Here is a 22247-nt window from a genome sequence, read left to right on the forward strand (position 1 = left end):
ATGACCTCAAGACCGTTATCGAGGGTAAATTTTTCGAACCCGATAGCGAAGTCCTGCGAATGGGCAGACGTTTGCGCGCTCAGCTCCGAAAGAGGAGCCAAAAGCAGCAGCAGCAGTCCGAAAAGCGGAAAAAGATGTTTCATATGCAGAAGGATGTGGAGAATTTGGGATGATTTACGGAGCAAATAAACAGAAAAGAATATACAGCCCAGAGGGGCTTTTTGGTAACGGGGGAAAGGAGCGCCGTGGTTAATAAGCTATCAAAAATACACGGCATAAACCGCCATCAAAAAATAACGCCATCAACCCACCGCGTAGGGGCAAACCCTTGTGGTTGCCCCTACCGCGTGGGTTGCCCCGGTGTCATTACCCCGGTACCAGGTATTATCCCCAATTTTGCCAATCGGGCGATTCAACGGAATATTGTGCAAGTTTAAAACCATTTGGGGCGATTGGGCGATTGGGCGGGTTTCGGGGCGCGGGTGGGGGTAGGCGCGACCACGAGGGTCGCCCCACCCCCGTTGCTTTTTTAAATTCTCCCCGTGCTTATCACGTATTGGGTTCTTATATTATGTGACTGTAAACTTTCCGCAACACCATTTTTTCAGCTATGAGCAAAGTTGGCATCGTTCGTGAGTTCTGGGAGTTCCTGAAGGTCAGAAAGAAGTTCTGGCTGATGCCCATCGTTTTTATCCTGCTGGCCCTTGGCCTGCTGATTGTGTCCACCAGCGGCACCGCACTCGCACCTTTTATATACGCCCTGTTTTGATGATGACACCCGCGAGCCCGCCGCTGCCGACCGGACCTTTGCTGAAGCTCATTTTCTTTATTTCATTTTCATCCAGTGAAATCCGACCCTCTTTTTTGAGGCTGTCGGATTTTTTTTTGACCGGATGCCGCTTGCCTGATGCGCTTGCCCCATCCCCCGGTTTGCCAAACCCCAAACCGGGGTCAGGCCCGGAACCGCATCACCCTGCTGCATCATCTCAAAACACATTGCAGCACTCCACGACCTACTGCTGCACACTTTCATCTCCCCAACCACTTCTAAAACCCTGATTTTTCATGAAGGCACGGATTGCACTGTCTGACGGAACTGTTCACGAAGGTCAGCTGATCGGCCACCCCGGCACCTGCGGGGGCGAGCTTTGTTTTAATACGAGCATGACCGGCTATCAGGAGATTTTTACCGACCCCAGCTATTTTGGTCAGCTGATGATGATGACCTACCCCCACATCGGCAATTACGGCGTGCACTCCGATTACGACGAGGCCGCGCGGCCGATGGTGGCCGGCGTGATTGTGCGGGCCTTTTCGGCTGATTACAGCAACGATCAGGCGGAAGGCGACCTGGGCGGCTACCTCAGCCGGCACGGCATCACGGGCATTACCGGGGTCGATACCCGCTCGCTGGTGCGCCACATCCGGAATAAGGGCGTGATGAACGCGGTTATTTCCAGCGAAATCAGCGATCCGGAGGAGCTGGTTGAGCGCGCCCGGCGCTGGGCCCCGATGGAGGGTCTCGAGCTGGCCACGCAAGCCACGCGGGCTGAAGCGCAGACCATCCCGGCCGAAAAGAGTATGTTTAAGGTCGCCGTGATCGATTACGGTGTGAAGCTCAGCATCCTCAAAAACCTCAGCGCGCGCGGCTGCACCCTGCGTGTGTTTCCGGCTAAAACGGGCTTCGATGAAATCGCCGCCTGGAAACCCGACGGTTTTTTCCTGTCGAACGGACCCGGCGATCCGCGCGCCATCACCTACACCACCGAAACTGTGGCCCGCATCATGGCCGACGGCCGCCCGGTGTTCGGCATCTGCCTCGGACATCAGCTTATGGCCCTGTCGCAGGGCATTCCGGTGGTGAAAATGTTTGTGGGCCACCGCGGCGCCAATCAGCCGGTCAAAAATCTGATTCACGACTCGGTCGAAATCACCACGCAAAACCACGGTTTCGGGGTAACGGAAGATGCGGTTCCGGCCGATAAGGCCGAAATTAGCCACATCAACCTCAACGACGGTACCGTGGAAGGGCTGCGGTTCCGCAAGGCCAATGCCTTCAGCGTGCAGTACCACCCGGAGGCCTGCCCGGGGCCGCACGATTCCCGCTACCTCTTCGATGAATTCATCGGCCGGATGCAGGCGCACAAAGCCTGAGCCGCCCCGGGGGCATCATCCCCCTAAAAAAACCACCTGACTTTTTACCTGTAAACTGCTGCTACCATCATGCCACGTCGCGACGACATCAACACCATTCTGATTATCGGTTCCGGACCCATCATTATTGGTCAGGCCTGCGAGTTTGATTATTCCGGCACACAGGCCTGCCGCTCGCTCAAGGAGGAAGGGTACCGGGTTGTGCTCATCAACTCCAACCCGGCCACCATCATGACCGACCCCATTATGGCCGATGCCATCTACCTGAAGCCGCTCACGGTGGAGAGCATCAAAGAAATTTGCGAGAAGGAAAACATCGATGCCGTGCTGCCTACCATGGGCGGGCAAACCGGCCTGAACCTCGCCCGGGAGCTGTTCCATCAGGGCTACTGGGAGCGTAACGGGATTGACATCATCGGGGTGGATATCGCCGCCATCGATATCACCGAAGACCGGCAGCAGTTCCGGGATCTGATGGATGAAATCGGGATTGATCAGTGCCGCAGCCGCACGGCCAAATCCCTGCTCGATGCCAAGGAAATCACCGAAGAGCTGGGCGGGCTGCCGGTTGTAATTCGTCCGTCGTTCACCATGGGCGGCATGGGCGGCGGCATTATCTGGAACGAAGATGAATTTGAGCGCAAAATTCTGCGCGGCCTCGAACTCTCGCCGGTGCATGAAGTGCTGATTGAAGAGTCCATTTTCGGATGGAAGGAGTTCGAGCTCGAGCTGCTGCGCGATGCCAACGATACCGTTGTGATTATCTGCTCCATCGAAAACATGGATCCCTGCGGGGTGCACACCGGCGACTCGGTTACCGTAGCGCCCACCCAAACCCTGCCTGACGAGCACTTTCAGCGGCTGCGGAATGCGGCTATTAAGATGATGCGCTCCATCGGCACCTTTGCAGGCGGCTGCAACGTGCAGTTTGCCGTTGAGCCGGAAACGTTCCGGATGGTTGCCATTGAGATCAACCCCCGGGTGAGCCGCTCTTCAGCCCTGGCCTCGAAGGCGACGGGCTACCCCATCGCCAAAATCGCGAGCAAGCTGGCCGTAGGCTACCGCCTCGATGAGCTCAAAAATCAGATTACCGGCACCACTTCGGCCTGTTTCGAGCCGACCCTCGATTACGTGGTTGTGAAAGTGCCGCGCTTCAACTTCGACAAATTCCCCGGCTGCGACGAAGAGCTTTCCACCCAAATGAAGGCCGTGGGCGAGGTGATGGCCATCGGGCGGACCTTCCCCGAAGCCCTCAACAAAGCCTGGCAGGGCATGGAAACGGGCCATTCCGGGCTGGGCGCGGACGGCTTCGAGGAGTTCAGCCGCAAAAGCGTGCGCGACCGCCTGCTCAAGCCCTACTGGGACCGCAGCCTGCAAATCCGCAATGCCTTCAAGCTGGGCACGAGCGTGGAAGAAATTCACGACATCACGCATGTGGATCCCTGGTTTTTGCAGCAGATCCGCTACATGGTGAGCCTCGAAAACCGCACCGAAGGGCTGAACCTGGAAGACCTCAGCCGGGAAGCTTTTCTGGAGCTGAAGCAGGCCGGTTTCTCCGACAAGCAAATCGCCTGGCTGCTGAGCCAAAGCGGGCAGCACATCCACGAAAACGACGTGCGTGCGCGCCGGCTCTCGCTCGGCCTGAAGCCCGTCTTCCGCGTGGTGGATACCTGCGGCGGGGAATTCGCCGCCGAAACGCCCTACTACTACGCCACCTACGAGCAGGAAAATGAAAGCATCGTAAGCGACCGCCCCAAAGTGCTGATTCTCGGCAGCGGTCCCAACCGCATTGGTCAGGGCATCGAATTTGACTACTCCTGCGTGCACGCCGTGCTGGCCGCCAAAGAGCTGGGCTACGAAACCATCATGATCAACTGCAACCCCGAAACGGTTTCCACCGATTTCGACGTGGCCGATAAGCTCTACTTCGAGCCGGTTTTCTGGGAGCGCGTGCTCGACATTTGGGAGCATGAAAAGCCCGAAGGCGTGATTTTGCAGGTCGGCGGACAAACCGCGCTCAAGCTTGCGCGGCGGTTCCATGAAGGCGGCTACCGCATTTTCGGGACGCCCTTTGAAATGATGGACCTCGCCGAAGACCGCGGCAAATTCACCGAAGTGCTCACCAAACTGGAAATTCCCTTCCCCAACTTCGGGATGGCCACCAATTTCGAAGAAGCCAAAATCGTGGCCAAGCGGGTCGGCTACCCTGTGCTCATTCGTCCGAGCTACGTGCTGGGCGGTCAGGGCATGCGGATTGCGATCAAGGAAGATGAGCTGGAAGAGTACGTAGGCGCCATCCTCAAAACGCATCCCGAAAATGCTTTTTTGATTGACCACTACCTCGAGGGCGCCATCGAAGTCGATTTCGACTCCGTGTACGACGGCGAACAGCTGCACGAGGCGGGCATTATGCAGCACATCGAGCCGGCGGGCGTGCATTCCGGCGACTCCACCGCGGTGCTGCCGCCCTACTCGCTGAGCGAAGAGGTCATTAACGTAATGCGCGACTATCAGCTGCGGCTGGCCAAAGAGCTGCAGGTGCGCGGGTTCATAAACGTGCAGTATGCGATAAAGGGGAATGATGTGTTCGTGCTCGAATCGAACCCGCGGGCAACCCGCACCATCCCGTTCATCGCCAAGGCCACCGGCCGCCCTGACGCACAAATCGGGGTGAAGGTGATGCTCGGCCGCAAGCTCAGCGAATTCGACCTCAGCAGCAAGCTGAAACACTATGCCATCAAGGAGCCGGTATTCCCCTTCGACAAATTCCCGGAGGTCAAAAAAGAGCTGGGCCCCGAAATGAAATCGACCGGTGAGACCATCTACTTCCTCGAAGACTTCAACGACGAGCACTTCCGCAAGCCGTTCGAGTTTAAGAACCTGTACCTGAGCCGCTGATGGACTTCGGATTTTGGGATTGACGAGGGGACGGCGGATGAACGAGCTGAGCCCCAACCCAAACCCGATCCGTATAATTTTGTGATAAACTGAACCTAAATCAGGTCTGGCAGGCAGTAATTGCGTATCTATCCTGTTTAGCAAATTATTGCCGCTATGGCTGAACAAAACGAGAAAGCAACCGACTTACAGGGCCTCACCCGCTTAATCCGCGATGCCACCATCGGCATTGTGGATCTGGTTGAAGCGATGCAGCACCGCGTGGTGCACCCGCCGTTTTTGCCCACAACGCGGGTGCAGGTGCTCATTACGGCTGTTGCGTCTTTCAGCTACAACAGCATCCGCCGCGGTACGCGCTTTGTAAGCGGGGGCGCTGACCGCGCACTGGGCGGCCTTGCGCCGCTGCTCGGAAACATCAAAAGCAAGGGGGACTATGAAACCCTCAAGGCCATCCTGAACGGCGTTTTTGGCGATCATCTCTACCACACCGGCAACCCGCTCGAAATTGAAATGCAGTTCCGGCACGGGTCAGAGTCCCTTCCCCTGAACCGCCGCGACCTTTCCGAACGCCTGCCGGATGCCAGCGGGAAAATTCTGGTGATGGTGCACGGTTCCTGTATGAACGACCGGCAATGGAGCCGCAAGGGTCACAATCACGGAGCCCTGCTCGCAGCTGCGACCGGGCGGACGCCCGTTTACCTGCACTACAACAGCGGGCTGCATATTTCCCAAAACGGCCGGAAGTTCAGTGCACTGCTGGAGCGCCTGGTGAGTGAATGGCCGGTGCCGGTTGAGGAGCTTTGCCTGCTCACGCACAGCATGGGCGGGCTCGCAAGCCGCAGCGCGCTTTACTACGGCAGGGAGCAGCAGGCAACATGGCCGCAGCTGCTCAAAAAAATGGTATTCATGGGCACCCCACATCACGGGGCTCCGCTTGAGCGCCTCGGCAACTATGCCGATCAGATGCTGTCATCCTTCCATTACATCAAGCCGTTTGCCCTGCTGGGGCAGGCGCGGAGCACCGGCGTAACCGATATGCGCTTCGGCAACCTCACCGACGAAGACTGGCTGGGGCAGGACCGCTTCGCCCTCGAAAAGGAACAGCGGCAGCACATCCCGCTTCCGGAACAAACCGAATGCTACGCCATAGCCGCCGTGCTGGGGAAATCATCGGTCAGCCGCACCGCCCGCATCGCCGGCGACGGACTCGTAGGCGTAAACAGCGCTCTCGGCCGGCACAAAGAACCGAACCGGAACCTCCTGTTCAAACCGGAAAACGTTTTTGTGATTCCCAAAACCGGGCACCTCGATCTGCTGAGTAGCCCGGCGGTGTATGAGAAGGTGCGGGTTTGGATGGGGTGAGGGGATGGGAGAAGCGGCCCCAAAAAAACTTTCTGCGGGGCTGCTGAATTTTACCCAAAATCTGAGCACGGTTCCCGCCTCAAAAGCCATCAGCCATCAACCCTCAAAAACGATGCGCCCACCCCTACTCCAAATCCTCCGGCTCGGTGAGGCTTTTTTCTTCCATTTCGAGGATTACCTCGTCGTCGCTGATGTGGTTGAATTTGATTTCGTAGAGGTCGCGGCGGCGGTCTTTGAGCGGGGTTACGGTGCCGTTGTGCCGGGTGCGGCGCAGCACTTCGAGATCAACGTCGGCGATTACAACCATTTCGGTGTTTTCTTCGGAAATGGCCACGATGCCATCCCGCGAGAAGGAGAAATCAGACGGCGTGAAAATAGCCGATTGTGCGTACTGAATGTCCATGTTAGGCACGGAGGGGATGTTGCCCACGGTACCGGCTATGGCCACGTAAATCTGGTTTTCGATGGCGCGTGCCTGTGAGGTGATGCGCACCCGGGTGAAGCCGTGCCGCTCATCCGTACAGTAGGGCACAAAGAGAATCTGCGCGCCGTTATCGACCGCATAGCGGGCAAGCTCGGGGAATTCCACATCATAGCAAATGTTGATGGCCACGCGGCCGCGGTCGGTATCGAACACCTTGGGTTCGGAGCCGGGCTGCACGCCCCACCACTGCCGCTCGGAGGGCGTTACGTGAATTTTGTACTGCGTATCAATTTTGCCGTCGCGGTGAAAGAGGTAAGAAACGTTGTACACCCGGTCGTTTTCAAGGGTGAAGTGCGAACCCCCGATGATGTTCACATTGTAGCGGATGGCCATTTCGTTGAACAGCTCCACGTACTGATCGGTAAATTTGGAGAGCTCGCGGGCAGCCGCGCCGGGCCGTTTTTCGCCCACAAAGCTGAGCAGCTGCGTAGTGAGCAGCTCCGGAAACAGCACGAAATCGGATTTGTATTCTGAAGCCACATCCACGAAATATTCAATCTGCTGGGCGAAATCGTCGAAGCTGGCGATTTTGCGCATTTTGTACTGTACACAGCAGATGCGGGTAGGGGAGGAGGAAATTTTCTGCTTGGGCGCGGTATGCTCGTAATCCAGGTTCACCCACTCCATAAGTGTGGCGTAATGGGCCGATTCATGGTCGTCCGGCAGGTAATTTTTGATGATGCGCTTAACCGTAAATCCGTTTTTGAGCTGGAAGGTGAGCACGGGGTCTTCCAGCTGCTTGTCCATCACGGCATTCACGTATTCGGAAACCCGCATCTCATCTTTGTGGGTGTGATAATTCGGCAGCCTGCCTCCCACCAGAATGCGTTTCAGGTTGAGCTTGATGCACAGCTCTTTGCGCGCCTCATACAGCCTGCGACCGATTTTCATGCCGCGGTGGGCCGGGTCAACCATCACCTCAATCCCGTACAGGGTGTCGCCTTCTTCGTCGTGATTCCGGATGAAGCCGTCATCCGCGATTTCGCTCCAGGTATGGTTTACGGAATATTCATCGAGGTCGAGCACCAGCGAGCTGGCCGAGCCCACGAGTTCATCATTCAGGAAAACCCCGATCTGCCCTTCCTGAAACTGATACAGCTGACTTTCATACTCCGCCCGCGATGTCGAATCCATGTTCTTGAAACAGCGCCGCTGCAGCTGCAGCAGGGCTTCGAAATCGTCAATGGTGAGCGGCCTTACTTTAATATTGTCGAAATTATCGGGATTCAGTTTCATAGCTTGGAAAAAAGAAAAGTGTGCGTGAGCGTTGAGACGATGAGAGTTCCGGAATCCGGACAGCTTGTGAACAGTTGGCGATACTGCTCTGAAAGGCAGTTTGTGTGTGTTGAAGCCGCTAAACCGGCAAGAGGTAAATATAACAGGCTGAGCATCGCTTTAAAAATGAGGAAGGGCTGTGGCATTCCTCCTCCTTTAAACGTTCAGCAGGCGGTTTAAACTTGCTTCTGACCTTCAGGAAATCAAAACCGGGTATTTTAGGATGTGTATTTAAGATACTCCCAAAGATTTGATACTTTACTTGCTGTGAATGCTTTTCTCAAATATGCCGTTAGCGCGCGGGTAAGCGAGATCAGCCTGATTTTTTTATGAACCCTAAGCTTCAATAATGCCTACCAAAAGAATAGCAGCCATCGATCTTGGTACCAACTCCTTTCATGCCGTAATCGTTGATATTCAGTCTGATGGCCGCTATACGCCGGTCGATGCCCTCAAAGAAATGATTCGTCTGGGCCGGAACGGGGTAGGAAAAAAAATGTCCAAAGAAGACATGGCACTCGGCCTTGAAGCCATGCGCAAGATTAAGACCCTGTGCGATCACCGTAATGTGGAGCGGATTATTGCCTATGCCACCTCAGCCATTCGGGAGGCGCCCAACGGAGGGGACTTTGTACAGATGGTAATTGATGAGCTTGGCATCAAAATTCATCCCATACCGGGCTATAAGGAAGCCGAGCTGATCGGCCTTGCGGTTCAGCACGGTATGGCGCTGGGCGAAAAAACATCCTTGGTGATGGATATAGGAGGGGGCAGTACGGAATTTGTGATTCTGAATCAGACGGAAATCCGCTACATGGTGAGCCGGAAAATCGGGGTAAGCCGCATGACCTCAGATTTTATCAAGAGCGATCCGGTGAAAAAGAAGGAAATTGCCGACATTGAGAAGCACTACCGTAAGGAGCTGAGCATGCTCTCCGGGCCGGTTGAGTCGAACAAGCCGGAGGTTTTAATCGGATCTTCCGGCACCATGCAAAATATTGCAGCCATGATCGCGGCGCGGCAGAACCTGAATGTGAGCCTCACCCTCAACGAATTTGAATACAGCAAAGCTGATTTCGACGAATTTTACGCCTGGTTTATGCTGCTCGACCGGAAGCAGCGCCTAAAGGTGACCGGCCTGGATGAGAAGCGGGTCGATTTTATCCTGCCGGGCCTGGTGCTGGTGAAGTTCGTTCTCGATAAGTTTGGCTTCAACCGAGTGAAGACTTCCGTGCAGGCCATGCGGGAAGGCATCATTATCGAATACATCCGCCATGAGATGAAGGCGCTGAAGATGCTCGATAAGTACCCGGAACCGCGGCGGCGCTCGGTGCATGAGCTGCTGAAAAAATACCGCTGGTCGAAAAAGCATTCTCAGCATGTAGCTACGCTGGCATTAAAGCTTTTTGACGATCTTCAGAGCTGGCATCACCTGCCGTACCGCGACCGCGAAATTCTGGAGTATGCCGCACTTATGCACGATATCGGCTACTACATTTCGAGCCGTAAACATCACAAGCACACGCTTTATATCGTGCTGAACTCAAACCTGAAGGGCTTCACGCAGGATGAAATCGAGGTGATGGCGCACGTTGCCCGCTATCACCGGCGCTCAACGCCCAAAAAAACGCACGAGCATTACTGGACCCTAAAGCCCGAACAACGGCAGCGGATTAAGGCACTTGCCGGTTTTTTAAGGGTCGCCGACGGACTCGACCGCAGCCACTACCAGAACGTAATTTCCTTCGAAACCGAAGTTTCCGATAAGGTTACCATCCTGCTCACAACCATCGCTGACCCCCAGCTTGAAATCTGGGGTGCCAGCAGAAAGTGTGAGCTGCTTGAGGAGCTGGTGGGGCGCCCCATCGAAATTAAATCGATGAGGTAACACCCCGCAGCTTCAGTTTCATTAAGGATCAGCCTTCGGTAGCCGGACCGCCCATCAGAGGTTCGTTTGTCGCACGGATGCTCGCGTTAGGCAGCCCCTGCGGATTCTGATTCTTACTCAGCTCGATGGTTTCAATCACGATTTCCAGATGCTTTTCTTTGGAGTTCTGATAGAAACTCTGAGCCGCGCCGCTCAGCTTGGGTTTGCCGTGCAGGGGCTTATCGCTCACACACAGCAGCGTTGCATTGGGGATGCGGTACCGGAAGCCGTTGGTCGCAACCGTAGCCGACTCCATATCAATGGCGATACTCCGGCTGATGTGGATGGAGCTCACCGTCCGCTTCATTGAAAATTCCCAGTTGCGGTTCGCTGTGGTAAACACGGTACCGATGCGGTACTCCATGCCGTATTTTTCAAGCACATCCTTCAGGAAAATATTCAGGGTATAGTTCGGGATGATGGGCACGCTCAGCGGGATGTCTTCATCGAGCACATGGTCGTCGCGCATGTAGCCGGAAGCCAGCACAAAATCCCCGATTTCCTGATGGTTACGGAGCCCGCCGCAGTGACCCACCATAATCATGGCATCCGGGCGGAGCACGGCAATATGATCGGTGCAGGTTTTGGCATTAGAGGGCCCCACGCCGATATTAATCAGGCTGATTCCTAAATTATCGTCAAGTTTGTGGTGATATGCCGGCATTTGAACGCCCTCGCGGGAAGGCACCACGCAGTCAGGGTACTTTTGCCGGAACACTTCCACGTGCATATCATAATTGGTAAACAGGATGTAGCGCTGAAAATCCTCGGCTTTGGTGCCGGTGTAGTGCTCAAGCCGGTCGAGACTCAGCTCGATGCGCTCCGGCCGAAACAGGAACAGCTTTTTCAGGGTGAAGTCCATGTCGTCTTCGTCGAGGTAGGTGAGCAGCTGCGGCGCATTCAGGGGGATGAGCTTCCTGGAGTAATCAACTTTTATAGTTGCGCCCATGTTGATGAGCTTCTTGAGCTCACGATGCAGATACCAGCGATACACGCGGGGCTTGGCAAATTCGCCGGTAATTTCAGGGTTGTGCTCTGACCAGTCCCGAACGATGCTCAGCTTGGGATAATAGCCTTCCTCATAGGCCCTCTCCATAAAATCGCAGGTTTTTAATACGGCTTCACGGATTTCTTCCGGGCTGCTGCTATCGCTTTTTCGGTATTCAAATGATTTTTCCATGCAGTCTCTTGGTTTAAAAAAAGGGGTGATGATTCCCGTTTGGCGTTGGTTGGGATTTGTTTTTTTATTCGCCTGCAAGATAGCGTAGTTTAAAGCCGCCTTCAATTCATAAAAAACACAGAAACCAAACCCAAATGTCTGAACAACCACAAACCGGGGCCGCGGAAAGAATACCTGATGCAGGCCGTAGCTTTGAAACAAGCCGAATTCGGAGCTGGACCCGTCATCACTCGGTGCCGCTGCAGAAAACCCGGGTGTTTACCCTGATGGAAAACCGCATGTCCATGCCCGACGGCACCGACGCCGGTAACTTTTACACCCTGCAGGCGCCGGACTGGGTTATAATGATGGCTTTCGACCGGCAGCAGCGGCTGATCACCGTTGATCAGTACCGGCACGGCGTTGACGTGCCCTCGCTCGAAGTACCCGGCGGGGTTATTGACGGCGACGACAGCCCGCTCGAAACGGCAAAGCGGGAGCTGCTCGAAGAAACGGGCTATGCCACCGAAAGCTGGGTTCCGCTGGGCAGGGTATCGAGCAACCCTGCCCTGTTTAACAACTACTGTCATATTTTCCTTGCCCGCGATTGCGAGCTTGTAGCAGACCAAAACCTGGATGAGCACGAAGACATTTCGGTGCACCTGCTCAGCCTTTCGGAGTACGAAGAGATGGTAACAAGCGGACGCGTTCACCACGCCCTCGCGGTAGCCGCCCTCGCGAAATATTACATCTTCCTGAAAAACTGAAAGGAGGGCTAAGAAGAGGCTGCCCTGGTTTCCATGAAGCTGATATTTAAATATCCGGCAATATGTTGACATTTATGAGATAGTTTAGCTACTTAGAGCGTTGAAATACTTCGTGAAAATGCCTGACCAAACTAACGGAAACTGTTATGCCCGACACCCTGAATGATGAGCTTATTCGCGCTGCGTTTGAAGCACACAGTTCGTTCACTGCGGAGGATTTGCGGATTTTTTTTGCTGAACATGGTGAGCCGCATCTGAACACAAATACCCTCATTTCCCGCATCTACCTGCTCAAAAAGCGCGGCGTAATTGCCAGCTGCGGCCGGGGCAGCTACACCATCGGCGCAAGACCCGCGCTTCAGCAGTTTCTACTTGATGAAGATGAGCCATTTATAAACATTATTGCCGATAAATTACCACACATTCGGTTTGCCGTATGGGAGTACAGCGCTGCAGCTAAGCTCGCGAACGTTCAGGTTGCTCAAAACTTCCTGTTCGCAGAAGCCGACAAGGAAGCTTGTGAGTCCGTTTTCGGGCTTGTCAGGCAGTTAAGGAGGGATGTGTTTCTCGATCCGGATGAGCTGGTGCTTGCCCGTTATGCAAGTATGTACGAGCGACCCGTAATTATCAAACCCCTCATTTCGGAGGCCCCGCTTGAGCTGATGAAAGGCCGCACCCTGCCCTCCCTCGAGAAGCTGTGTGTAGATCCGCTGTCTGAGCCGCGCTACTTTCCCGAGCTGAAGGGGCAGGCCTACCGTACTATGGTGAAGTCTTTTTTCGCGGAAAATGTCATCAACCGGAATACCCTCAGGCGCTATGCCGCCCGCCGCGGAATGCTGCCGCGCCTGGAAGAAATTCTTCATTCCCTCAACCTTTCTCTCAGATTACCGGGAGAAGCCTGAAAAATGAGTAAGCAGGAAATGAATACGTCCGCAGGTGCAGCCCAAAAGAAGGTCGGTTATCTCGCCGGCGACTTTGCCATGCTATTTCTGCTGATGGTTAACCTGGCACTCATCAGCTTCGACTGGTTGTTCCAGAGTGTGCGGTTTCAGTCGTGGATTGAGTGGTTGTCACCGGCTTTTTTTGAGTTTTATGCCGGAACCATACATGTCGATTTCATCCTGTACGACCTGGTTTTCATCACCATTTTTCTCGCCGAATTTTTTATCCGGTGGATATACTCTGTGCGTGAGCGGGAGTTTTCGAAATGGTACTACTTCCCGTTCGTGTACTGGTACGACCTTGTGGGATGTATCCCCATTGGCGGCTTCCGGTTTTTACGGTTGCTGCGGATTGTTTCAATCATGGTGAGGCTGCAGCGGCTGGGCTACATCGATATGCGCAAATTTGCGCTTTTTAGCTTTGGCTTGCGCTACCTCAATATTCTGGTTCAGGAACTAACTGATCGGGTTGTCCTCAACATTCTTTCCAACGTAAGAGGCGAACTCCGCGAGGGCACCCCCGTTATTGACCGCATCGTGGATGACGTGCTCCGGCCGCGGCAGCTGGTACTCGTGAACTGGATTTCGATGCGCCTGCAGCTCGCGGCATCCAAGGGCTATGCCTTGCATGAAGAAGACATCCGCGCATATGTGAATGAGCGCATCGATGAAGCCGTAGATAAAAACAAGGAGCTGCGAAATCTGGAAGCCATCCCCTTTTTGGGTAAGGTTGCCGCGACACAGATTGAGGGTGCCATCCGCGATATTGTGTTCAGCGTGGTGCACGGCATCATCCGGGATTTGGGCTCTTCCCGCAACAAGGTGCTGGTGGAAGATCTCTCGGAGCTTTTGCTGGAAGAGGATACCGAAAACGGCTCCGAGCAGGTACGCATGCTCAACATTCAGGTCGCTGAGATGCTTTCAGAAAGCATGGGAATTGTGATGGACCGCGTGAAAGAGCGGCGCTGGAGCCCGCGGGAACTCGAAGAAAACGAAGCAAGACTGCAGCAGAAGCTGGAAGAAGAGGCAGCGGGGAAAGGGTAGGATGGGATGGCCATTTGTGGTCTCTTTCTTCCCTGGAACTGATTAAACCGAATGGTTCATTTGCTTGTTATAGGCGCTTAAATTAAATTGAAAGCGGTTTATTTTAAGACTTCAATAATTTAGCATATCAAAAGAAGACAGATGGGAAAATTACTGAAAAATAAGTCATTCAAGCATGTTGGTCATAAAGATGAAGAAAAGTCATCCGATGATGCTTTGGTAAACAGCCTGATAGGTCTGCTTTCTAATGAAACAGTACACCCGGCAGGTTTTTCTTATTCTGATGAGCTTCAGGCAGTTGCTAAAGTATTGGACTCTCTTGCTGAAGCAGTTAAGGATGAAACCATAACAGCGTCTCAGGCGGATATGCTCATCAGATATCTGATATCAGGAGTACTTTCAAAAAGGGTATCCGATATTTTTGACAACACATTTTTCCGTAATCAGAAGTATGACTGGTTGTTAGCAGCAGGCCGGCAATACGAACTTGAGGAGGTATAATGTCAAATCCCGGCAATAAAGAGCATTCAGACAAAAAAGATTTAAAGTCTGATGAACTCCAAGAAGTTGGTAATACATTAGAGAAGCTTTCCAAAAAAGAACCAAAGCTGGTTTCTGAATTTATGGCTCTTGCAAAAATGGGTTCGATATCAAACCCTTTGCATGAAAAGCTCTCTGATGAACACCTGGGAAAGATTGTCGACCTTGCAGTGCAGCACGACGAAAGACAGTACAACCTGCTTAAATCAAAACAAAACAACGATTACAAAGACAAGCAATCAGACAAAAAATACTATTTTGCCTATTTCACTTTGGGTGTATTTGTATTTTTAATTGTACTTGTTTATTTGAAAGATACGCCCGACCTGTTAATACCAACACTTACAGGTTTGGGTGGTTTGGTGAGTGGTTTTTTAGCCGGACTAGGTTTTAGAAGAAAAGACTGATAGCTCCATAAAATCTCCCTTCACCCCTCAAGCAGCCTGTTCGTAAACAGGTGCCAGCTTTCGATTGGCTGACGCGGCACCAGGAGTTTCCGTTCTACGAGCCAGTCGATGAAGCGGCCCCAGACCTGCGGCTGCATTTCGCCCCAGCGGCCCGCGTGGTTCAGGATGGCCGGTGCCAGCTCCCGCATGGAATCCCGGATAAACGCTTGTCGCGCAAAGTCGGGATAACCGACCGTGCTGCTTAAGAAGGCAGCCGTTTCATCCGGGTAGTTTGCGGCCTCCGTGTAGGCCAGGGCACTGATGCGCAGGAAGCTGCGGTAGGCTTTTTCCCGCAGCGGGATGGCGGAAAGATGCGCCAGTACGAGGGGCGTGTATCCGTAAGGGATGCCAAAGTCTTCCATCCGGAACGCGTTGAGACCGATGCCGTTGTGTTTGGCTTCGACCCCTTCCCACGGCATAAACACCCATGTAGCATCCGCTTCGCCTTTTTTGAGCATATCCCAGATACCCAGCCGGCCGATTGAAACCGGCCTGAACTGCCCTGTTCCGCCGTCATTTACAATCATGGCCCGCACGATTTCATCCTCATACCGGGCGTTGTAGGAGGCATATATTTTTCCGTCGAGTTCGGCAGGGCGCGTTATCCCGCTTTTACCCAGACATACAATAGCGCTTGTGTCGCGCTGCAGAATGCTGGCAACCGAAGTGATTGCGGCAGGCCGGCGGGAAGTGTTGTAGGAAAGCACGCTCTCAGAGGGGGCAATCGCAAAGTCAACTTTTCGCTGCGACAGCCGTCTTGCGGGCGTAAGCTGGTAGTTATCGGTTTCCGGTGAAATAAACTCGACTTCGAGACCCGCCTCACGGTACCAGCCTTTCTGAAAGGCAAGGTAGAAACCGGAATGAATCGTGTTGGGGGTCCAGTCGAGGGCAATCTTGATGCGTTCCATAATCTCAAGTAAAATTTATGAGTCAGCAGCCCGCTTTGCTTTTAGCTCCTGAAACATCTGCGCACCCTTAATGCGGCCTTTCCAGATGCCAATAAGCATGCCACCTGTAATAACGGTAAAAAAGAAAAGCTCGTTTTGCCAGGCGGGAAAAACATTACCCTTCATTTTAACGAGCAGAACCGTTGGGAAAAGCACAATGAGGCCGATCAGATACGAGAAAATATTGAAGGTAAATTCGCGGCGAAGGTAACGTCGGGTGATGAAATAGGTGATGTTGCCGTAAGCGAGCCCGTAAAGCAGGAGCATGGCAGTGCCGATCCAGTCAGGGCGTAAGGTGAGACTTATCAGGTTGCTCGTAAATAAATAAAATGTTGCGCCTATAAGAAAGGCTGTAGTTGTATAGGTAAAGGTTCGCGCAATGGTTTGCTGAAACGGATCGGGGTTTTCGAACTTCAAAATAATGGAATTTACAGAATCTGATTTTGATAGAGAGGTATTGGCGTACGGTGTAATACTACGGCAGCGGCTGTGGGTTACGGCTGAGCCAATGCTGCGGATCAACAAAGTTATTGCCCTGTCCGATGAGGAATACCAGGGCCGGCCCGTTGGTTGAATCTTCATCTCCCGATAAACCGATGATGTCGCCTGCACGAATCTGCGCATTTCGGTTCACTGATATTTCGGTGAGGTTGGCATAGGCTGTTACGTAGGTGCCGTGATTCACGAACACGGTATCGTCGAAGCCCATAATAAGCATAATTTCGAGTACGTAGCCATCATGCACGGCATACACGGGCGAGCGGGGCTCGGTTGTGATATGAATGCCGGGGTTGGGTGTACTTGTGCGGTAAACCGGATGGATGTAATTCCCGAAACGCCGTGTAATGACCCCCTCGCGTACCGGCCAGGGCAGCTGACCGCGGGCCTCGCGGAAGGCTTCGCTGATGAGTTCGAGTTCTGCAGCACTGAAAGCAGCGGCAGGCCTGCGGGTCGGTTCCGAAAGGCGCGCAATTTCGCGCTCACGTTCGCTGTTGTCTTCGATTTGCCGGGCTTCGGCCAGCCTGCGCTGCCGTTCGGCCTCCAGCTGCCGGAAACGCTCTTCCTCGGCCAGGCGTATGCGCTCTTCTTCAGCCAGCAGCCGGTTAAAGGTCTGATTCAGGTTTTCGATTTCTTCCAGATTTTGCCGCAGCTGCTGTTCAAGGGCCCGGCGGTCCTGCTGCAGGCGGTTTACCAACTGCTGCTGTTCGCTGCGGCGCTCTTCCATGCGTCGCTGCTGATTGCGGGCTTCTGCCAGGCTGAGCTCGTTCCTGTCAAGCGCCTGCTGCTTTTCTGAGCGGTTCTGTTCCAGTACTGCCTGCGTTTCCCTGATTAGGCGTGCCTGCGATTCGCGGTATTCGGCAAATCGGCGCAGGTAGTACCGCCGGCTCTGTGCCTGACTCAGCGAACCAGAAGTAAGCAGTAGTACTATTTCCTGCTGTTTGCCCTGCATGTACACCTGCCGCATAAAGCGTTTAAAGTTGTGCTGAAGCCGCTCCAGATCAGTGGCAGCTTCCCGGCTTGCCCGGTCGATGAGGTCAACCTCCCGCTCAATCTGAATCTGCTCTTCGCGCAGCTCCTGTACTATGGCTGTACGCAGGCTGAGCTCCTGCTGCAACTGTTCAAACTGCCGGTACACGGCATTATATTCCGTAGATGCTTCGCTTACCTGTGCTTCAATCCTGCTGATCTGATTTTGCAGAAAACTGATGGTTTCCCTTGTTTCCTGCTGCTGCTGCCTCACTTCCGTTCGGAGCCGGTCAAAGTTCTGCGCCTCTGCAGCGGGGCTGTGTGCCGCTATCAGGAATAAAATCAGTGCGTTGCAGAGCATCAGTATCCTTCTGTGATGCATTTCGTGCACCGCATACTTCACCCTGATAAGGAAGGAAACGGTACCGGAAAAGTATGCGGTGATCACGGACATGAAAAAGTGTTGGCAGCTAAATTAACGAAAAGATTCCGCCACAGGTCTGAGGCACACAGGAGTTGGATAATCTGTTATGATACGCAAAAAACGCGGTTTTATTCAAGCTGAGCCGAAGTTTCAGCGCCGCTGAAGGGGGATGTCGGGCGGGATGCCAATATCGAAAGACGGGGAAGCCGGGTTAAGTTCAAGCGCCTGAATCAGTAGAAAGATACTTGCCCTGCCGTCTTCACTCAAAATCTGAATTCGCCGCGGCAGGATGTAGCCCTGAATAAGCGCGTGATTTGTGAAGATAAACTGACTGTAAGCAAGCGGCGAATCAGCCGGTTTGATCAGGCGGGTGAGATGCAGACTGTCTTTGGAAAACAGCAGATAGCGCTCGTCGTGCAGCCTGAGCACCCATTCCGTACCGCTTTCGTACACCCCGCGAACATCACCGGGGCAGAGCTCCGGCAGCAGGAATTCGAGCAGGTTGAAGGCCGCGAAACCCTGCAGCAATTCAGACTGCGCTCGCTCAGCGCTCATGCGCCACGCCCTGCGCTCGATGCGGTCGTACATGGTTACCGAGTCCGGATCGGCGTAGATGCGGCCGCCTTCAATGCCAAGGTTGTTACGCAGCCCGAGCAGGCTTTCGCTGCGGCTGCTCGTAAAATGTACCGTTGCTTGTTCCTGCTGTCCCGGCTGACTAATCCGCGCACTCGCCCGGCCGCTGAGCGCATCAATACCGGCAAAGTCGGTTTGGAGCAGTTCCATAAGGGAGTCAGCCGGTACGGTGCTCGGGCTGAAATCGGCCGGGGTATCCGGAATCATCAGGCGTGGCGAACAGGCTGCAAGACCAAGCAGCAGGCCGAAGCAAAAAAGCAGGGCGTAAGGCCGGAAACCCATCACCCTAAAAAAATCAGGAGCCGAGTTTTTCAAGAAGATGCTCTTTAGTTTCATCCTTTTCGAGGGCTTTTTGCCACCAGTAGCGGGCATTGGCGAGGTCATCGAGTTTTTCGTACACATCGCCCATGTGCTCGAGCACGACCGCGCTTGCTTCGCCGGTATCGATGGAGGCCCGGATGTATTGTTTGGCGTTTTCGAATTCTCCGAGCTTGAAATAAACCCAGCCCAGGGTGTCGAGAAAGGCGGCGTTATCGGGCTCGGCTTCAACGGCGCGGCGCGACATTTCGAGGGCTTCTTCAAGGCGCAGCTGCCGCAGGCTCAGATTGTAGGCAAAGTTGTTGAGCACGGTAGCGTTGTCGGGGTCAAGCCGCAGGGCCTGCTCGTAGGCTTCGTCGGAGCGCGCGTGTTGTTCAAGGGAGGAGAGCGCATCGGCCAGCGAGCCGTAAATCATAGACCGTACCGGCCGTGTTGCCGGTGCCGAAGATGCGCGGTCCAGAATATCTGCCGCCTGCTGATAATTTTTTTGAATCAGGTGCGCCAGGCCCGAGAAAAACAGCACAAAAGCATCATCGGGAATTACTTCGTCGGCCTGAAGCCCGACCTCAATCACTTCATCATAACGTTCATCAGCCAGCAGCATCTGAAGGCGCTGCCGCCAGGCAGGTTCGTTTTCGGGAAGCAGCTCGTTGGTGCGCTTCAGGCTTTCGAGCAGGCGCTCATTATTGCCGGTGAGGCTGAAATACTCGGCAGCGAGGGCGTGCGAAAACCCCAGATCGGGCTCGTTTTCGAGAAAGGCTTCAATCAGGCTGCCGGTAGCCTGAATCAGCGCGGTGTTTTCAGGATCGCGCCCGGCCCGCTGCAGCAGAAACTGAACCAGCTCGGCTTTTACCACAGGGGCAATGCCGGGGTTTTGGATAATGCGCGTAAGCAGGGTGCCGGCATCATCCCAGCGGTTTTCCTGAATGTAAAGATCGGTGAGGGTGATCAGCGTCTCTTCGTCGGAGGGCTCTGCCTCAAGGGCGCGTTCGAGCAGTTCCGTGGCGCGGTCAAAATTCCCGGACTCGATATAGATTTGTGACAAAATCTGCATGGCCGTCACATTATCGGGGTCAAACCCGAGAATGGCATCAAGCTGCCCGATCGCCGAATCCATATCATTGAGGGCCCGGTAGTTCCGGTATTTCTGAACCAGCAGCCGGATATCAGGCCCGGTAATCAGCATGATGCGGTCGAAGGTTTTGTTGGCATCGGTCAACAGCCCTTCCATGGTGTAAATCTCGGCGATATTATAAAGAACTTCGAGATCAGCGGGCGAAGTTTCCAATACGGTTTCGAGCTGCGCGATGCTATCGGCTGAGCGCCCGTTCTGCAGGTAAATCTCAGCCATCATCACCCGGTACCATTTATTGGCGGGATCAAGCTCAACAGCGCTTTCCGCATAGTAGAGCGCGTCAATCACATTGCCGACTTCCATCAGGCTTTCGGCAATGGAAAAATCCAGGCCGGCACCGGGGCCGAGTTTTTCGCGAGCCTGAATGAGCAGGGCCGCGGCTTCCTCATAGTTTTCGAACTCAAACTCGGTGATACCCTTCACAAACAACCGCCGGCCTTCAGCCTGATTTTGCTGCTGAACCGCTGCAGAATCAGTAATAACGGGCGCCGCAGGGCTTCGCTGCGCCTGTACTGTTTGGGGGCTGAAGCACAGCAACAGGCCGGTCAGACCCGCAGGTAAGAAGAATAAGAGTTTGTATTTCATAATTAATTTGTGCGGTTTCAAAAAAGTAAAGTCTAAAGAGTAATTGCAAACGCAGCGCAGCCTGCACTGGTATTTAAGGAAAAAGCCGGGCCTCAATTCGGGTCCGGAACAATCGGGTTTCGGCAAAAGCCGCAAGCATGCGCGACCCGTACCAGCTGAATGCTTCGCCGTCAGCGGTAACGGCCAGGCAGTTCGGGATGTTCTGCTGCGCTTCGGCGGCGTCGGAATCTTTGAACGGGTACGGCTCGCTGCTGAGCAGCAGGAGCTGTGTACCACGCCTTGCAAGTTCGGCATAGCTGGTTTCGGGGTAGCGGAGCTCCGGGCCGAAAACGTTCACAAAACCAAACAGGCGCATCACATCGTGAATATACGTATCGCCGCCCACACTCATGAGCGGCTTTTTCCAGATCAGGTAGGCGGTGCGCAGGGGGGCATAGGTTTCGGGGGATGGCATCACAGCCCTGATGTCAGCACAGAGGCGGCCCGCAGTTTCGGCAGTACCGGTTGCCGCCCCGATTTGGGTGATGGCCTCCAAAGCCTGCGCTACCGTGCTGATTTCGGTAACGAGCAGCGGCGCAAAGCCCCGGATGGCTTCGGCATCTTCGCGGCGGTTTTCTTCGCGGTTGAGCACAACGAGGTCGGGCTTGAGCTCCCGGATGCGGTCAATCCGCGGATTTTTGGTGCCGCCCACGAGGGCTGCCTCTTCGATTTTTCCGGCGGGATGAATGCAGAAGCGGGTACGGCCAACGACTTCAATGTCGCCGCCGAGATCAAACAAAAGTTCGGTGAGGCTGGGTACGAGGCTTACGATGCGCATAAAAGAGGCTGCTTCTCAGCCGGATTTTTTTGAGGTTTGGGATGCCATCACCCGATATACCGCCGCAAAATAGCCTGCGCCTGCGCCGCGTAGCTTGCGCCGAACAGGTTTACGTGCACAAGCACCGGGTAGAGGTTGCAGAGGTCGGTCCGCTCTTCGAAGCCCGGGGCAAGCGGGTAGTGCGCGTTGTAGGCGCGGTAGAAGCCGGGCGAAAAGCCGCCGAAAAGCCGGGTGAAGGCCAGTTCGGTTTCCCGGTGACCATAGTGCACAGCCGGATCGATGAGCACGGGCGCGCCGCCGGTGGTGATGAGGTAGTTGCCGCCCCAGAGGTCGCCGTGCAGCAGGGCAGGCGGCTCGTCGGGGAAGAGCTCCTGCACGCGCTTTTCGAGCGCATCCAGGCTGCTGAGCCAGCGGTTTGGCAGCAGACCGGCCTTTACGGCAAGGCTGAGCTGCGGCTCTATGCGGTGCCGCATGAAGAAGTCGGCCCAGCCGGTTTCGGGGCTGTTGCGCTGCGGCAGCCGCCCGATGAAGTTGTCGTGGTCGAGCCCGAAGTGCGGACTGCTGCAGCGGTGCAGGGCTGCGAGTCCGGCGCCGAGCCGCTCCATGGCGGCCTCGGTTTTGGCGGCAGGCTCGTGCCAGCTCATCAGCAGCCAGCTGTGCCTGCCTGCCGGGCCGCAGCCGAGCACTTCCGGTACGGTAAGCCCGGTATCCTGCGCGCGGAGCAGGGCAAGCCCGCGGCTTTCGGCTTCAAACATCGGGGCGAGCGCTGCGCTGTTCCATTTCAGCACGGCCCGCCGTTTTTCACTGCCCAGCCAGATCAGGGCTACCTCATTGATGGAGCCGCCGCCGAGCATGCGCTCAGCCTGCGGTTTAAATCCGGTATGTTCGGTCAGGGCTTGGGTGAGATCGGCTGGGAGCATGATG

19 protein-coding genes are annotated in these 22247 nt (G+C 54.7%); 10 read left to right on the forward strand and 9 right to left on the reverse strand.

Going from position 1 to position 22247, the window contains the following annotated elements:
* Positions 1–610: 610 nt before the first annotated feature.
* The 4 genes from LAT75_RS05020 to LAT75_RS05035 all read left to right on the forward strand — a co-directional run bounded on the left by LAT75_RS05020 (position 611) and on the right by LAT75_RS05035 (position 6414).
* Positions 611–769, forward strand: coding sequence for a DUF5989 family protein (locus LAT75_RS05020; protein ID WP_164682855.1), 159 nt, complete (start codon positions 611–613; stop codon positions 767–769).
* Positions 770–1065: 296 nt separating this feature from the next.
* On the forward strand, positions 1066–2154 hold the full coding sequence (carA, locus tag LAT75_RS05025) for a glutamine-hydrolyzing carbamoyl-phosphate synthase small subunit (RefSeq protein WP_291481535.1): 1089 nt from the start codon (positions 1066–1068) through the stop codon (positions 2152–2154).
* Between the two features lie 69 nt (positions 2155–2223).
* The gene (gene carB, locus LAT75_RS05030) at positions 2224–5052 is read left to right on the forward strand and encodes a carbamoyl-phosphate synthase large subunit (protein WP_291481536.1); all 2829 of its coding nucleotides are present in this window, start codon (positions 2224–2226) and stop codon (positions 5050–5052) included.
* A 156-nt stretch (positions 5053–5208) separates the two neighbouring features.
* The gene (locus tag LAT75_RS05035) at positions 5209–6414 is read left to right on the forward strand and encodes an alpha/beta hydrolase (RefSeq protein WP_291481537.1); all 1206 of its coding nucleotides are present in this window, start codon (positions 5209–5211) and stop codon (positions 6412–6414) included.
* Positions 6415–6538: 124 nt separating this feature from the next.
* On the opposite strand, the gene LAT75_RS05040 is transcribed toward LAT75_RS05035, so the two are convergent.
* The gene (locus LAT75_RS05040) at positions 6539–8134 is read right to left on the reverse strand and encodes a bifunctional GNAT family N-acetyltransferase/carbon-nitrogen hydrolase family protein (RefSeq protein ID WP_291481538.1); all 1596 of its coding nucleotides are present in this window, start codon (positions 8132–8134) and stop codon (positions 6539–6541) included.
* Positions 8135–8522: 388 nt separating this feature from the next.
* On the opposite strand from LAT75_RS05040, the gene LAT75_RS05045 reads away from it, so the two are divergent.
* Entirely contained in the window at positions 8523–10061 is a 1539-nt protein-coding gene (locus tag LAT75_RS05045; RefSeq protein ID WP_291481539.1) for a Ppx/GppA phosphatase family protein, read from the forward strand.
* A 28-nt stretch (positions 10062–10089) separates the two neighbouring features.
* Here LAT75_RS05045 and LAT75_RS05050 read toward each other — a convergent pair whose 3' ends face one another.
* Positions 10090–11280 carry an AMP nucleosidase gene (locus LAT75_RS05050; RefSeq protein WP_291481540.1) on the reverse strand — a complete coding sequence of 397 codons (1191 nt, stop codon included), beginning with the start codon at positions 11278–11280 and terminating at the stop codon, positions 10090–10092.
* Positions 11281–11414: 134 nt separating this feature from the next.
* Here LAT75_RS05050 and LAT75_RS05055 point away from each other — a divergent pair, with 134 nt between their 5' ends.
* The 5 genes from LAT75_RS05055 (at position 11415) to LAT75_RS05075 (ending at position 14958) form a co-directional block, all read left to right on the forward strand.
* Positions 11415–12026, forward strand: a complete 612-nt coding sequence (locus tag LAT75_RS05055) for an NUDIX hydrolase (RefSeq protein ID WP_291481541.1) — start codon at positions 11415–11417, stop codon at positions 12024–12026.
* A gap of 146 nt (positions 12027–12172) precedes the next feature.
* A complete protein-coding gene (locus LAT75_RS05060; protein ID WP_291481542.1) occupies positions 12173–12928 on the forward strand; it encodes a DUF6577 family protein in 756 nt (251 codons plus the stop codon).
* Between the two features lie 3 nt (positions 12929–12931).
* Entirely contained in the window at positions 12932–14011 is a 1080-nt protein-coding gene (locus LAT75_RS05065; RefSeq protein WP_291481543.1) for a hypothetical protein, read from the forward strand.
* Between the two features lie 141 nt (positions 14012–14152).
* Positions 14153–14512, forward strand: a complete 360-nt coding sequence (locus LAT75_RS05070) for a hypothetical protein (protein WP_291481544.1) — start codon at positions 14153–14155, stop codon at positions 14510–14512.
* Positions 14512–14958, forward strand: a complete 447-nt coding sequence (locus LAT75_RS05075) for a hypothetical protein (protein WP_291481545.1) — start codon at positions 14512–14514, stop codon at positions 14956–14958. The genes LAT75_RS05070 and LAT75_RS05075 overlap by 1 nt, the downstream gene beginning before the upstream one ends.
* A gap of 20 nt (positions 14959–14978) precedes the next feature.
* On the opposite strand, the gene LAT75_RS05080 is transcribed toward LAT75_RS05075, so the two are convergent.
* From LAT75_RS05080 to LAT75_RS05110, 7 genes are all read right to left on the reverse strand, one after another.
* Positions 14979–15905 (reverse strand): ABC transporter substrate-binding protein, encoded by a 927-nt coding sequence (locus tag LAT75_RS05080; RefSeq protein WP_291481546.1) that lies wholly within the window; start codon positions 15903–15905, stop codon positions 14979–14981.
* Between the two features lie 15 nt (positions 15906–15920).
* Positions 15921–16361 carry a hypothetical protein gene (locus tag LAT75_RS05085; protein WP_291481547.1) on the reverse strand — a complete coding sequence of 147 codons (441 nt, stop codon included), beginning with the start codon at positions 16359–16361 and terminating at the stop codon, positions 15921–15923.
* A gap of 58 nt (positions 16362–16419) precedes the next feature.
* Positions 16420–17865: a peptidoglycan DD-metalloendopeptidase family protein gene (locus tag LAT75_RS05090; RefSeq protein ID WP_291481548.1), complete on the reverse strand. Its 1446-nt coding sequence runs from the start codon at positions 17863–17865 to the stop codon at positions 16420–16422.
* A 120-nt stretch (positions 17866–17985) separates the two neighbouring features.
* Positions 17986–18783 carry a DUF4292 domain-containing protein gene (locus LAT75_RS05095; protein ID WP_291481549.1) on the reverse strand — a complete coding sequence of 266 codons (798 nt, stop codon included), beginning with the start codon at positions 18781–18783 and terminating at the stop codon, positions 17986–17988.
* Positions 18764–20506: a tetratricopeptide repeat protein gene (locus tag LAT75_RS05100; RefSeq protein ID WP_291481550.1), complete on the reverse strand. Its 1743-nt coding sequence runs from the start codon at positions 20504–20506 to the stop codon at positions 18764–18766. The genes LAT75_RS05095 and LAT75_RS05100 overlap by 20 nt, the downstream gene beginning before the upstream one ends.
* Positions 20507–20579: 73 nt before the next feature.
* Positions 20580–21323, reverse strand: coding sequence for a helical backbone metal receptor (locus LAT75_RS05105; protein ID WP_291481551.1), 744 nt, complete (start codon positions 21321–21323; stop codon positions 20580–20582).
* Between the two features lie 47 nt (positions 21324–21370).
* Positions 21371–22243 (reverse strand): fructosamine kinase family protein, encoded by an 873-nt coding sequence (locus tag LAT75_RS05110; protein WP_291481552.1) that lies wholly within the window; start codon positions 22241–22243, stop codon positions 21371–21373.
* Positions 22244–22247 lie beyond the last annotated feature (4 nt).

The organism is Cyclonatronum sp., assembly GCF_022565315.1.
GTDB lineage: Bacteria > Bacteroidota > Rhodothermia > Balneolales > Cyclonatronaceae > Cyclonatronum.

What these genes read in the sequence shown, in the direction of transcription:
- LAT75_RS05020 (WP_164682855.1), top strand. Translation starts at nt 611, where the DNA reads ATGAGCAAAGTTGGCATCGTTCGTGAGTTCTGGGAGTTCCTGAAGGTC.
- carA (WP_291481535.1), top strand. Translation starts at nt 1,066, where the DNA reads ATGAAGGCACGGATTGCACTGTCTGACGGAACTGTTCACGAAGGTCAG.
- carB (WP_291481536.1), top strand. Translation starts at nt 2,224, where the DNA reads ATGCCACGTCGCGACGACATCAACACCATTCTGATTATCGGTTCCGGA.
- LAT75_RS05035 (WP_291481537.1), top strand. Translation starts at nt 5,209, where the DNA reads ATGGCTGAACAAAACGAGAAAGCAACCGACTTACAGGGCCTCACCCGC.
- LAT75_RS05040 (WP_291481538.1), bottom strand. Translation starts at nt 8,134, where the DNA reads ATGAAACTGAATCCCGATAATTTCGACAATATTAAAGTAAGGCCGCTC.
- LAT75_RS05045 (WP_291481539.1), top strand. Translation starts at nt 8,523, where the DNA reads ATGCCTACCAAAAGAATAGCAGCCATCGATCTTGGTACCAACTCCTTT.
- LAT75_RS05050 (WP_291481540.1), bottom strand. Translation starts at nt 11,280, where the DNA reads ATGGAAAAATCATTTGAATACCGAAAAAGCGATAGCAGCAGCCCGGAA.
- LAT75_RS05055 (WP_291481541.1), top strand. Translation starts at nt 11,415, where the DNA reads ATGTCTGAACAACCACAAACCGGGGCCGCGGAAAGAATACCTGATGCA.
- LAT75_RS05060 (WP_291481542.1), top strand. Translation starts at nt 12,173, where the DNA reads ATGCCCGACACCCTGAATGATGAGCTTATTCGCGCTGCGTTTGAAGCA.
- LAT75_RS05065 (WP_291481543.1), top strand. Translation starts at nt 12,932, where the DNA reads ATGAGTAAGCAGGAAATGAATACGTCCGCAGGTGCAGCCCAAAAGAAG.
- LAT75_RS05070 (WP_291481544.1), top strand. Translation starts at nt 14,153, where the DNA reads ATGGGAAAATTACTGAAAAATAAGTCATTCAAGCATGTTGGTCATAAA.
- LAT75_RS05075 (WP_291481545.1), top strand. Translation starts at nt 14,512, where the DNA reads ATGTCAAATCCCGGCAATAAAGAGCATTCAGACAAAAAAGATTTAAAG.
- LAT75_RS05080 (WP_291481546.1), bottom strand. Translation starts at nt 15,905, where the DNA reads ATGGAACGCATCAAGATTGCCCTCGACTGGACCCCCAACACGATTCAT.
- LAT75_RS05090 (WP_291481548.1), bottom strand. Translation starts at nt 17,865, where the DNA reads ATGTCCGTGATCACCGCATACTTTTCCGGTACCGTTTCCTTCCTTATC.
- LAT75_RS05100 (WP_291481550.1), bottom strand. Translation starts at nt 20,506, where the DNA reads ATGAAATACAAACTCTTATTCTTCTTACCTGCGGGTCTGACCGGCCTG.
- LAT75_RS05105 (WP_291481551.1), bottom strand. Translation starts at nt 21,323, where the DNA reads ATGCGCATCGTAAGCCTCGTACCCAGCCTCACCGAACTTTTGTTTGAT.
- LAT75_RS05110 (WP_291481552.1), bottom strand. Translation starts at nt 22,243, where the DNA reads ATGCTCCCAGCCGATCTCACCCAAGCCCTGACCGAACATACCGGATTT.